Here is an 11656-nt window from a genome sequence, read left to right on the forward strand (position 1 = left end):
GTGTATCAGCACACGTTCTGACGGACGGACTTTTATATTATTTTTATGGATAAGTGTATCAATAAGGATACATGTAAGGACATCTCGCCCTTTTATCAAAGGGTTCCTGATGTCTTTTTTTTAATACATAAACTGGCATGGAAATTGCTTATTAAAAGTGTACAGCTGATACGAATGGAAGGAGGGGTGAAAAATGATAGCGCTTATCATCGCCACGCACGGTGCTTTTTCCCGTGAGATTGTCAAGTCGGCCGAAATGATCTTTGGCAAACAGGAAAATGTGGCGACCGTCACCTTTTCTCCGGGAGAAGGTCCGGATGACCTAAAGAGAAAATACGAGGATGCGCTGCACGGACTGGATATTCGCGATGGACTGCTTTTTATGGTTGATCTGTTTGGTGGAAGCCCGTTCAATGCAGCATCAAATTTCGCAGCCGGCAAGGAAAATATGGATGTCATTACGGGACTCAGCCTGCCCATGCTGATTGAATGCTTCTCTAAACGGGATTCACTTAATCTGGAAGCACTGGTGGATGAAATGAGTCAAACGGCAGTTGAAGGGGTTAAGTCCCTGAATAAGACACTGGGTGAAGCTGAAAACGATTCGGGAGAGGATGATTTTTAATGATTATCAAATTAGCAAGAGTAGACTCACGATTGATTCATGGTCAGGTTGCCACAGTCTGGACAAAGGAAACCGGTGTCAAACGGTTGATTGTCGTGAATGACGATGTGGCAAAGGATAAGGTTCGCAGCACTTTATTAAAACAGGTCGCTCCTCCTGGTGTATCAGCTCATGTCGTTGATGTAGATAAAGCTGTAAGGGTCTACAATAATCCGAAATATGCAAAGGACCCGGTCATGCTTCTTTTTACAAACCCGACTGATGTGCTTCGCATGATCGAACAGGGTGTACCGATTCATTCAGTAAATATTGGAAGCATTGCTTATTCAGAGGGAAAGACCATGATTACGAATGCCGTTGCCGTTGGTGCGGATGATATCAAAGCATTTCATACGTTGCATGATCGGCAGGTTGAACTTGAATTAAGAAAGGTGCCCTCGGATAATAAGGGGGATATTATGCCGTTACTGAAAAAAGTGGAAGGAAAGGAAAGCTGATTGAGATAGGGTTAAATGAAATATTACCATAAATCATCCTGTTTTTAGGAGGGGAAAGTGATGGATGTTTCTGTGATTCAGATTATCCTCGTCTTTTTAGTGTCAAGCATCGTCGGGATGGGGTCGATTCTGGATGAATTTCAGACGCACAGACCGTTGATAGCCTGTACATTAATCGGCCTGGTCCTTGGAGATATGACGACAGGTGTTATGATCGGCGGTACACTGGAAATGATCGCGCTGGGCTGGATGAATATTGGCGCGGCTGTCGCACCCGATGCGGCACTGGCTTCAATCATTTCAACCATTCTGGTTATCGCCGGAAATCAGGATATTGGAACAGGTATTGCGCTTGCGATTCCGCTGGCTGCCGCCGGTCAGGTACTGACGATTCTGGTTCGTACCATTACCGTTGGTTTTCAGCATGGTGCCGACCGCGCTTCGGAAACGGGAAATCTGCGTGCCATGGACTGGCTGCACATATCCGCCCTGTTTCTTCAGGCACTGCGTATTTCGATTCCGGCCATCATTGTTTTCGCAACTGTTGGTACATCGGCAGTCAAAGATATGCTCAATGCCATTCCTGATGTTGTCACCGGTGGTTTGAATGTTGCAGGTGGTATGATCGTCGTTGTAGGTTATGCAATGGTGATTAATATGATGCGCGCCGGTTACCTGATGCCGTTCTTCTTCCTCGGATTTGTCGTCGCTGCATTTACCGACTTCAATCTGGTTGCCCTGGGCGTCATCGGTCTGGTCCTTGCCATTGTCTATATTCAGCTGAGTCCGAAGTACAATAAACCGGCTGCAGCAACATCGGGAAATAGTAATTCAGGTTCTTCAGATGATGACCTTGACGATGAACTGGACTAAAGGGGGTTAATCTCATGAGTAACGAAACTGCAGCTGCTGCAAACGGCAGCGTAAAAAAACTGACAAAACGTGACTTGTTCTGGGTATTCGTCAGATCAAATTTTCACCAGGGATCCTGGAACTTTGAACGCATGCAGGCACTGGGTTTTGCCTTTGCAATGACGCCGGCCATTCGAAGGTTATATCCGGCCGGAAGTGAAGAACGCAAACAGGCGATGAAGCGTCATAATGAATTTTTTAATACAACACCGATGATGACAGCACCGATTCTTGGTGTGACGCTTGCACTTGAAGAAGAAAAAGCGAATGGAAAACCGGTTGATGACGCAGCGATTAACGGAATAAAGGTTGGCCTTATGGGGCCGCTCGCAGGTGTCGGTGACCCGATCTGGTGGGGTACCGCCCGTCCGGTACTCGCTGCACTGGGCGCCGGAATTGCTATGTCCGGTAACATTCTTGGGCCTATTCTCTTCTTCGTCCTCTGGAATGTTCTGCGCCTTGGCTTCAGATGGTGGGGCGTCGCTTATGGTTACAGAAAAGGTGTCGATGTCGTCTCCGACATGGGTGGAGGTCTTCTGCAGAAGCTGACTGAAGGCGCTTCAATTCTTGGCCTGTTTGTGATGGGTGCCCTGGTCAATAAATGGACAACAGTGAACATCCCGGTTGTTTTATCACGTGTAAAAAATCCGGAAACCGGTAAATATACGGTAACGACCGTACAGAATATCCTCGATCAGCTGATGCCGGGAATCGTACCACTGCTGCTCACCTTTATCTGCATGTGGCTGCTGAGGAAGAAAGTCAATCCACTATGGATTATCTTTGGCTTCTTCGTCATCGGCATTCTTGGTTACTGGGTACACTTCTTTAAATAAATGAGGCTTGCGGGGATCGACAGGACTTGTCGATCCCTGTATTATAGGATCTGTTTTACAAATCCGGTTTGAAGAAAAAACGGAGGATAAAAAATGACCCTGACTCTGGTTGTTTTATTAATCATCATCGCCGGTTATACCGCTTATCTGATTTACGATGAATGCGTGAGCCTATGGATAAAAGGGAAGACGGTACTCACTGTCAGATTAAGGAAGAGAAGTTTTGTTGACCAGCTTATTCTCGCCGTACTGGTTGTCATTCTCTATATATCCAATCGGCTGCAGAATAACAGTGCTACTATTAACCTGCTGCTGCTTATCCTTGCGGGGCTGCTTCTGCTTTATGCCTTCGTCCATACACCGAAAGCACGCTTTAAGGAGACAGGATTCCTTTATGGCTTTCAGTTCATTGAATACGATAGTATCAAGAACATGAGGCTGTCCAAAGATGGCGTACTTGTGATCGACACCGATCGCCGCCGCGTCTTGCTCTTTGCCAGAAAGATCGAGGATCTTGAGCAGATTCTGAAGTTACTTCAGGAAAAATGACCGGCCCGTGACCGGGAAATACGGTGATGCTGTTGACATTTACCTTTATTACGTATAGTATAGTAATGGCCTAATGTGAATGATAAGAATATTCGTTTCGCCTGTCCGGTGAAATGGATATACTGTCTTTTAAAAAATGGATTGAGGGATAGTATGAAATATCAGGGGATATTGCGCTGAATCATACTGGCTCGGTCAAGGAACCGTAAGGATGGAAGAGAGGTAGGGCTTTCGTTGTTTCGGCGCCGGAATGTGTAATGATGCTTTTGTTTTTGTTTGTTTATGTTAGGCTCAAATTTGATTATTCGTATGATAAATCAGGACATTTATGATTCACGTGTCGCAAAGAATGATCAATGTGGAGGTTTTTTATTGATAATCTTTACGATATGTGAATTTTTTACTGACATGGGCAGAATCTCCGGTTTCCGGCAGACGCCTCTCGGATAAAACATGCGCATATATAAAATATTTTTAGTTAACTTTAGGAGGTTTTCTTTTTGAAAACAGGTACAGTAAAATGGTTTAACGCGGACAAGGGATTCGGCTTTATTGAAGTTGAAGGCGAAAATGATGATGTATTCGTACATTTCAGTGCGATTCAGGGCGACGGCTTCAAGACGCTTGACGAAGGTCAGGCCGTTCAATTTGAAGTAGTCGATGGCAACCGTGGACCGCAGGCCGCTAACGTGACAAAGCTGTGATCCGGATTTTCTGAAAAAGCTGTCCTCCGTAATCGGAGGGCTGCTTTTTTTTTGAGCAATCGGCTGGAATTATTTGCGAAATTTTTTTATACTTTTAACACCTGTAACATGTCAATGAAAAAAAACATCAGAAAAAAAACGAAACCTCTGGCTGTGTCAAAGACTTACCGGTCAGCGGGCGTTTCTTCACAATCATTCATGATAGACTGAATCTGGAGGGGTGGATTTTGTCACAGCTTGAGAATATTTTGGCTGATAATAAAAAATTTGTTGAAAATAAAGGGTACGTGCCCTTTGAAGCCGGAGGAAAGCCCGTCAAAAAAATGACGGTGGTCACCTGTATGGATTGCCGATTGATCGAGCTGCTGCCGCAGGCTTTGCACTTAAAAAACGGCGATGCGATTATGATCAAATCTGCCGGGGGCATGGTTGAAGGACCCTATAGCAGTGTGATGAAGAGCATTCTTGTCTCTGTCTACGAACTTGGTTCTGAAGCTGTTTATATTATTGGCCATACAGACTGCGGTATGCATGGACTTCATGGCAGTCAAATGGTTGCAGACATGCAAAAACGCGGAGTCAGTAATCACGATTTTGAAAAAGTGCGAGATGCCGGAATTCAGCCTGATCAGTGGCTGGGCGGATTTGATGACGTAGCCGATCAGGTAAAAGACAGTGTCGATATTGTAAAAAGCCATCCACTCTTTCCGGATGATACTCCGGTATACGGCCTTGTTATTGATCCGTTAACCGGTGAACTCAGGCCTGTAGCATAAAGTGCGATCATCACTTCTTTTAGCCAATTGCCGGTTCATTGATTTCAAAAAATTACCAGGCTTTTTGGGAATATAGAAATCAGGTGCTGAGCAAAATAGGCTTACAAGGGAGGTGAAACACATGGCAAATTCAAATCAGTTAGTCGTGCCAGGTGTACAGCAGGCGCTTGATCAGATGAAAGCAGAAATTGCCGGCGAATTCGGCGTAAACCTTGGACCGGATACCACTTCAAGAGCGAATGGTTCGGTCGGAGGCGAAATTACGAAGCGGCTGGTTGCGCAGGCACAGTCTCAGTTTGGCGGTTTCCAGAAATAAAAAAAGTATGCTCTGTCAATAGTAAAATTAAATGGGAGCGGCATCTGCCGCTCCTTTATCTATAGGCATCGTCTTTTCTCTCTGTTAAAATAAGAGCAGAGTCTGTCGGAAAAAGGAAGTCGTGCCTTGCATACATTTTATCAGATTTTTATCCCTGTGATGACCGGTGCGCTGGTCGGCGGGCTGACCAATCTGCTGGCGATTAAAATGCTTTTCCACCCTTTTCAGTCGATTTATATCGGGAAATGGAAACTGCCATTTACTCCTGGTCTGATCCCCAGACGCCGCAAGGATATCGGGGTAAAGCTGGGTCAGCTCGTGATGCGGCACCTGGTCACTGCGAAAGGGATTAAAAATAAATTAACGGATACCGGGTTCGTAAAGTTGCTGAGCAGACGGGCGGTTGAAAAGGTCTCTTTTTTTCTGGACAGTAAGCGGACAGTGCAGGACGTGCTGGACGGATTGCATCTGAAAACCGGACAGGCTCTTCACCTTGAGGACGCTGTGAATCAGCTGAGCAGGACACTCATACAGGCCTTTCTGGATGCGAACCGGGATAAAAAGCTTCACACCCTGCTTCCGGAGCAGACTTTTCAGATGCTGGAACGCCGCCTTCCGGATCTATCGGATCTTATCGTTGACGCATTATTACATAATCTGGAAACCGAAAAGGGAAGAACGCTGATTGAAGAGAGCATCACGTCATTTATCCACAGCCGGGGGTTCTTTGGTGAACTTTCCCTGAAGCTGATTGGCGGGAGCCATCTGACAGAGCGCCTTTATCCTGTGGTCTTGCAGTTCGCCGGATCTTCTGAGGTGCGACATAAAGTCCTGAAATTTCTCAGAGAGAAAGCAGCCGGACTCAGAGAACAGACTCCCGCTGACATTCTGGACAGGCTGGGTGTGGACGCCGGAACAGTGTCTGATGGCGTCGCCAAAGTGGTCCGGCGTGTTTTGACCGGCCATTCGATGATGAATCAGCCCGTGCAGCAAATCACCTCTCCGGTCAGAAGTCAGATTCTGGATCTTGTTCCCACTATGCTGGCAGGATTTTTATCGGTAGCAGCCGCCCATATCGGATCAATTCTGGAGGCTTTTCAACTGGAGGATATGGTATCCGATCAGGTGAACCGGCTTTCCCTTTCAGAACTGGAACATATGATTTTTTCCCTTATGAAAAAAGAATTGAATATGATTGTCAACCTGGGTTATCTGCTTGGCGGGCTCATCGGTGTCATCCAGGGGGTCCTGATGATTCTCCTGTCCTGACCGGACAAGAGACCTTGTTCTATTTACTGTTAACATGACATAAGCTTTCAACAGGAATGAGGTAACGAATGGATTCCAAAAAGGGGGAGGACCTTGGTATATCGCTTATTGGCTCTTGACATCGACGGGACTCTTTTAAACGGGAATAACCGGCTTGACCGGCAGACGAAGGAAGCTGTTTCTTATGCAAAAAAGAAGGGGATTATTGTTACTCTGGTTTCCGAAAGGCATTTTCATTCAGCGGCCAGGGTTGCCCGCACGCTAAAGCTGAATCATCCGATTATCGCACACAATGGCGCATTTGTCTCCTCATCAATGGATCACCCGGTATATACCAGCAAAATGGATCACAGTGTACTGATTCAGCTTGTGGAATTTCTTGAGACGTATCCGTGTCAGATTCAGATTTCCCACGAAAGGCTGTCGATCAGTAACCGGCCCCGTCAGAAAAATCTGATTGCAAAGATGACCATCGGCATGAACGAACCGCTTTTTTATCCGGTTACTTATGTAGATACGCTCAGTCAGTATCTCCTTGAGAATTACGAAGGAGCAACGGATGTGAAGATAAAATTGAAGGATGAGACGGTGATGGATGAGATTGAAAAAGCGATGGGGGACTATTTCCCCTCACTTGACGTCAGAAGAGAATCACCATCTGACCTGACACTGGTACGGCAGGGAACATCTAAATTTAACGGACTGCTTTTCTTTGCAGGACAGCTGGGGGTACCACTTCATCAGATTGTGGCTGTCGGCGACGGACCGGAAGATGCAGAAATGATTGAAAAAGCGGGTCTTGGTGTGGCGATGCGAAATGCGTCGAAGGAAGTGAAGGCGAAGGCCGACTGGATCACCCGTTCCAATGATATGAACGGTGTGGCTTACATGATAAAAGAAGTTTTTCGCAAGCAGCTGCGCGTACGTTTATAACAGAACTTATTCAATCCCCGGAAACGGGGCTTTTTTACATATTTTAAGAAAACACGGAATTTTTGCGGGGAAAAGGTTCAGAAAAACAGGTTTGATGATTTAACAGAACATGTGATCGTATGACTTGATAAAGTATGGTAAAATAAAAAGCAAATGAGCGAGGAGGAAGAGGAAAGGATGATTCGGTTTATTCACGCAGCTGACCTGCACTTGGACAGGCCGTTCGAGGGGTTATCAGATCTTCCGCGCCCTCTTCATGAACGGGTCAGGAACAGTACCTTTAAAGCACTTGATAAGATGGTGGACATTACGCTTTCGGAACAGGCTGATTTTCTGATTATTGCCGGGGATATTTTCGACAGCAGCCACAGAAGCATTACAGCGCAGCATCGTTTTATCCATGCGATGAAGAAGCTGAGTGAAGCTTCTGTTCCCGTATACCTTGTTTTTGGAAATCATGATCATCTTGATGATCCCTGGAATCACCTGAGGCTTCCCGAAAATGTGCATGTTTTTTCTGATAAACCGGAAATGATTCCCTTTCAAAAAAAGAACGGGGAGCGGGTGCATCTGTACGGATTCAGCTATCGCCAGCGCAGAATCAGGGATAACATGGCTGCGCGTTATCAAAAGGAAGACGGTGCCGATTACCATATTGGCATCCTGCACGGCGCCCTTCGAAAAGGTAACAGGGAAGATACGTATGCCCCGTTTTCGCTGAAAGATCTGACAGAAAAGGATTTTAATTACTGGGCGCTCGGACATATACACAAACGGATGCAGCTCTCCCCTGAACTGCCCGTCTGGTACCCGGGAGATACCCAGGGCCTTTCGGTTAAGGAAACCGGCGATAAAGGGGTCTCCCTGGTCGAGCTGAATGGTATGGAAGCACATGTACGCTTCTGTTCAACAGCGGACATTATCTGGATGCGAAAGGGGATCTCCATTCAGGGGGAATTAACCGCAGACACGCTCGAGTTGAAAATCAGTCAAATCAGAGAGGAGATGCGGCGGACGGATGAAACCGGTGTGTTTCTCCTCCTTGATCTGTCAGTTGCCGGTTCAGATCAACATTTTGAGGGCACCGAAGAGCTATTTCAGGAGCTTTTGGATGCGATGAATGAGGATGAAACATACCGGGATGATTTTGTGTGGCTGCTAAGCGGTGTGGTTCGCTTTATGCAGCAATGGGATCCGGGTCAGATCCTTAAGAGCCCGCATTTCCTCGGTGATGTTTTTCGATTGATTGAAAGTGACCAGGCGATCCATGAAGCGCTCAGTCCGCTGCTTCAGCATCGGCTGGGCAGGCGTTATCTTGATGCGCCTGATGAAGAAACAGCTGCCCGTATCAAAGCAGAAGCGGAACAGATTCTGGCTGAATCTCTGTTTCCCGGATCTGCCTCAGGAGCAGCTGAAAGGGGGGCGGAGGAGTCCGGCAGGCTCCGCAGAAAATGAAGATTAAATCACTGGAAATCGACCGTTTCGGCCGTTTTGAGAGGCAGAAAATCCATCTGACCGGCCAGGCGCTGACCGTTGTCTATGGCGAGAATGAGTCAGGTAAATCGACAATCATGCAATTTCTCCTGGCGATACTTTTTGGCTTTCCCCAGAAAAATGCAATGAGTCGATGGATGGATGAAGGCGATGAAAATCTGACAGGTGGAACTGTGCTTTTTACTTCTGATGACGGGCGGCTCTGCCGGCTTAAGCGAACCTATACGGACAACGGACGTCCGCAGCTGCTCATCGGCGATCAGAAAGCCGATCTCGGAAAATGGCTGACCGGGGTCGACCGTCTGCTTTATCAGAATGTATTCTGCTTCGACCTGACCGGCCTTCAGGGGATTGAGAAGAAAAGACCGTCCGATCTGAACGATCTGCTCCTGGGTGCAGGTATGACCGGTACCCAGGTGTTAACTGAGCTGGAACAGCAGCTGGCTAAAAAATGTGGCGAACTGTTTAAAAAGGGCGGTAAGAATCCCGATCTGAACCGTCTTTTCCGTGAACTTGATGCCACGGGGGCAAAAATAGGAAAATGGGAACAGAAACTGTCTGACTTTCTCGAGCTGGAAGAGAGAATCAGACAGCTTAAGGAAACGATTAAAAAATGCGAAACGGAGAAAAAGGAAGTACAGACCCGCTACCGCGACTGGACCGCTTTTACTGCAATCAGGCCCCTGATCATCCGCGCCCGTGCAATTGACGCGGAGATCAGGAAGCTCGGCCCGGTCCGCCCCTTCCCGGAAGACGGAAAGGCGCGTTATGAGGACATACGCAGACAAAAAGATACGCTGGAACGGGAAGTCTCCGAACGGGAGGAGCAGATCCGAGAGACAGGTGATCAGATTGGCGCCCTGTCTGTCCGGACAGACTGGCTGGCTGAAGAGGGCAGACTGACAACCCTGTTCCGTTCAGCTGTGCGTGATGAGCAGAATATGGGTGAAGTCCGCCGGCTGCATGAGGAACTTGCGGAAAAGAAATCGGCTTACCGGCAGCACGTGAGACGCCTGGGGCCGGATTGGGACGACTCCCGTGTGGCTTCGGCAGATGTGAGTCTGTCATTTCTGAAGACGTTTAAAGAGAAATCGGAACTGTGGAAAAAGGCGGCAGAAGAGAAAAGAAGAGCAGATGACATCCGGGAAAATCAGAGTGAGGCAGTCAGACAGCTGACAGATCAAGTGAAAATAGTACAGCAACAACGGGCATCAGCTTCCGGGGGCGATCGCGCAGACAGGAGAGGCGGCAGGCAGGCGAAAATCAGCCGTTTCACTTATTTAGCAGGTGCAACGGTACTTGTCCTGCTTTCAGTCCTTGTCTCTGTTTTGATTACCCCCTCTGCGGGCGTGCTCTTCTTTGCCTTCGGTCTGGTTCCTGGTATTGTGGTTGTCATGGGCCGGCGATTTTCAGAAGGCAGATCTGAGAGCAGGGAAAGTGCGGGACCGGATGACGCAGAGTTCAGATTCCGGATGAAGCAACTGGCTGACGCGGAACGGCTTGATAAAGCAAAACAACAGGCAGCAGAAGAAGCCGGCCATGGACGTGATCAAAGAGAGCGGGAACTTATCGCCTGGCTGAATGACCGGGGATATAAAGGTATTGCCCCTGATTTTGCAGAAGAAGCCGTTCGACTGGAAGGTGAAGCACGGATACTGCTTGACAAGATCCGGACGCTTGAAAAAAGAATCACGGAGAGGCTCGGGGAGCACCGGCTTTTTGAATCTGAGAAATCAGACCTGACCGGACGGCTTGGCCTTCCTGAAGGGGATATTACTTTTCTCGAGCAGATTCTTGACAGGGAAAAGAAAAAGGGCAGTCGTATTGATGAACTGAAACGAAACAGGATGTTATATGTCAAACAGAAAGAGCGCCTGCTTTCCAAGCTGGAAAAACTGACAGCGGCTGCCCATGATCTGTTCGAAAAAGCAGGTGCCGAATCGGAGGAACAGTTCCTTCAGGCAGCGGAGAAGCATGTTCATCACCGTGAATTGCAGAAAGAAAAAGAGAAAAAACATCTGGACATGATCGAAACTGCAGGTTCCGAAGAACAGCTGAGGATTTATATTGACGCTCTTGACAGTGGAAAATGGGCTGATACCTCGGAGGAGAGTTTTCGGGATCAGACGGAAGAAATCGACAGTCGGCTCAAAAAAGCGAGAGCGGATCTGATTGCAGGACAGGCCGAGCGTCAGAGCCTTGTGGCGGATGACACTTACCGGGACACTCTGGACCATTATGAAGCACTGCGTACGGAAGCCGGCGAAAAAGCGCGGAAATGGGCCTCTCTGCGCATGGCACAATGGGCAATCAGGAAAGCAAAAGACCTGTACCGGAAAGAGCGCCTGCCCGGGGTGCTGGATCAGGCAGGCCGGTATTTTAACTATATTACTTCAGGAAAATATAAAGCGCTGCGCCTTGAAGATTCCGACGGATTCATCGCTGTACAGGATGACGGAAGCCCTGTACGCGCAGAACAGCTCAGTCGCGGGGCCGCAGAACAACTGTATCTTTCTCTGCGGTTTGCCCTGACAGATGCCTTTAGCGGGCGGGAAACCCTGCCTCTGATCATCGACGAAGGTTTCGCAGAATTTGATGCCCTGAGAACCAGACGGGTTTACCATCTGATTGAGAAAATGGCACAAAAACGCCAGGTGATTCTGTTTACCTGTCATCAGTCTGCATTTCTGCATGACCATCCGGAATACGTTATTTCGCTCTCTAAAGAGGTCCCGACGATATGAA

Annotated in this window: 12 protein-coding genes; all 12 read left to right on the forward strand. The window is 47.7% G+C overall.

Going from position 1 to position 11656, the window contains the following annotated elements; all coding sequences use genetic code 11:
• Window positions 1-193 precede the first annotated feature (193 nt).
• The 12 genes from EWH91_RS00430 (at window position 194) to EWH91_RS00485 (ending at window position 11655) form a co-directional block, all read left to right on the forward strand.
• The gene (locus EWH91_RS00430) at window positions 194-625 is read left to right on the forward strand and encodes a PTS sugar transporter subunit IIA (protein ID WP_129928011.1); all 432 of its coding nucleotides are present in this window, start codon (window positions 194-196) and stop codon (window positions 623-625) included.
• Window positions 625-1122 (forward strand): mannose/fructose/sorbose PTS transporter subunit IIB, encoded by a 498-nt coding sequence (locus tag EWH91_RS00435; RefSeq protein ID WP_129928012.1) that lies wholly within the window; start codon window positions 625-627, stop codon window positions 1120-1122. Before EWH91_RS00430 ends, EWH91_RS00435 begins: the two co-directional genes overlap by 1 nt.
• A gap of 60 nt (window positions 1123-1182) precedes the next feature.
• Entirely contained in the window at window positions 1183-1995 is an 813-nt protein-coding gene (locus tag EWH91_RS00440) for a PTS mannose/fructose/sorbose transporter subunit IIC (protein WP_129928013.1), read from the forward strand.
• A gap of 14 nt (window positions 1996-2009) precedes the next feature.
• Complete coding sequence (locus EWH91_RS00445; protein ID WP_129928014.1) at window positions 2010-2870, forward strand: PTS mannose transporter subunit IID; 861 nt, start codon at window positions 2010-2012, stop codon at window positions 2868-2870.
• A gap of 93 nt (window positions 2871-2963) precedes the next feature.
• Window positions 2964-3419, forward strand: coding sequence for a DUF986 family protein (locus tag EWH91_RS00450; protein ID WP_129928015.1), 456 nt, complete (start codon window positions 2964-2966; stop codon window positions 3417-3419).
• Between the two features lie 500 nt (window positions 3420-3919).
• Window positions 3920-4123 (forward strand): cold-shock protein, encoded by a 204-nt coding sequence (locus EWH91_RS00455; protein ID WP_129928016.1) that lies wholly within the window; start codon window positions 3920-3922, stop codon window positions 4121-4123.
• A 227-nt stretch (window positions 4124-4350) separates the two neighbouring features.
• Window positions 4351-4899 (forward strand): beta-class carbonic anhydrase, encoded by a 549-nt coding sequence (locus EWH91_RS00460; protein WP_129928017.1) that lies wholly within the window; start codon window positions 4351-4353, stop codon window positions 4897-4899.
• A gap of 121 nt (window positions 4900-5020) precedes the next feature.
• On the forward strand, window positions 5021-5215 hold the full coding sequence (locus EWH91_RS00465) for an alpha/beta-type small acid-soluble spore protein (protein WP_129928018.1): 195 nt from the start codon (window positions 5021-5023) through the stop codon (window positions 5213-5215).
• A 126-nt stretch (window positions 5216-5341) separates the two neighbouring features.
• Window positions 5342-6484 (forward strand): DUF445 family protein, encoded by a 1143-nt coding sequence (locus EWH91_RS00470; protein ID WP_129928019.1) that lies wholly within the window; start codon window positions 5342-5344, stop codon window positions 6482-6484.
• 93 nt (window positions 6485-6577) lie between these two features.
• The gene (locus EWH91_RS00475; protein ID WP_129928020.1) at window positions 6578-7417 is read left to right on the forward strand and encodes a Cof-type HAD-IIB family hydrolase; all 840 of its coding nucleotides are present in this window, start codon (window positions 6578-6580) and stop codon (window positions 7415-7417) included.
• Window positions 7418-7594: 177 nt separating this feature from the next.
• Window positions 7595-8872 carry a metallophosphoesterase family protein gene (locus EWH91_RS00480; RefSeq protein ID WP_129928021.1) on the forward strand — a complete coding sequence of 426 codons (1278 nt, stop codon included), beginning with the start codon at window positions 7595-7597 and terminating at the stop codon, window positions 8870-8872.
• On the forward strand, window positions 8869-11655 hold the full coding sequence (locus tag EWH91_RS00485) for an ATP-binding protein (RefSeq protein WP_129928022.1): 2787 nt from the start codon (window positions 8869-8871) through the stop codon (window positions 11653-11655). The genes EWH91_RS00480 and EWH91_RS00485 overlap by 4 nt, the downstream gene beginning before the upstream one ends.
• Window position 11656: the final 1 nt, after the last annotated feature.

Source organism: Sporolactobacillus sp. THM19-2, assembly GCF_004153195.1.
GTDB lineage: Bacteria > Bacillota > Bacilli > Bacillales > Sporolactobacillaceae > Sporolactobacillus.

Bases quoted from the DNA above. Each gene is read 5' to 3' on its own strand.
- EWH91_RS00430 (WP_129928011.1), top strand. From the start codon at position 194: ATGATAGCGCTTATCATCGCCACGCACGGTGCTTTTTCCCGTGAGATT.
- EWH91_RS00435 (WP_129928012.1), top strand. From the start codon at position 625: ATGATTATCAAATTAGCAAGAGTAGACTCACGATTGATTCATGGTCAG.
- EWH91_RS00440 (WP_129928013.1), top strand. From the start codon at position 1,183: ATGGATGTTTCTGTGATTCAGATTATCCTCGTCTTTTTAGTGTCAAGC.
- EWH91_RS00445 (WP_129928014.1), top strand. From the start codon at position 2,010: ATGAGTAACGAAACTGCAGCTGCTGCAAACGGCAGCGTAAAAAAACTG.
- EWH91_RS00450 (WP_129928015.1), top strand. From the start codon at position 2,964: ATGACCCTGACTCTGGTTGTTTTATTAATCATCATCGCCGGTTATACC.
- EWH91_RS00465 (WP_129928018.1), top strand. From the start codon at position 5,021: ATGGCAAATTCAAATCAGTTAGTCGTGCCAGGTGTACAGCAGGCGCTT.
- EWH91_RS00480 (WP_129928021.1), top strand. From the start codon at position 7,595: ATGATTCGGTTTATTCACGCAGCTGACCTGCACTTGGACAGGCCGTTC.
- EWH91_RS00485 (WP_129928022.1), top strand. From the start codon at position 8,869: ATGAAGATTAAATCACTGGAAATCGACCGTTTCGGCCGTTTTGAGAGG.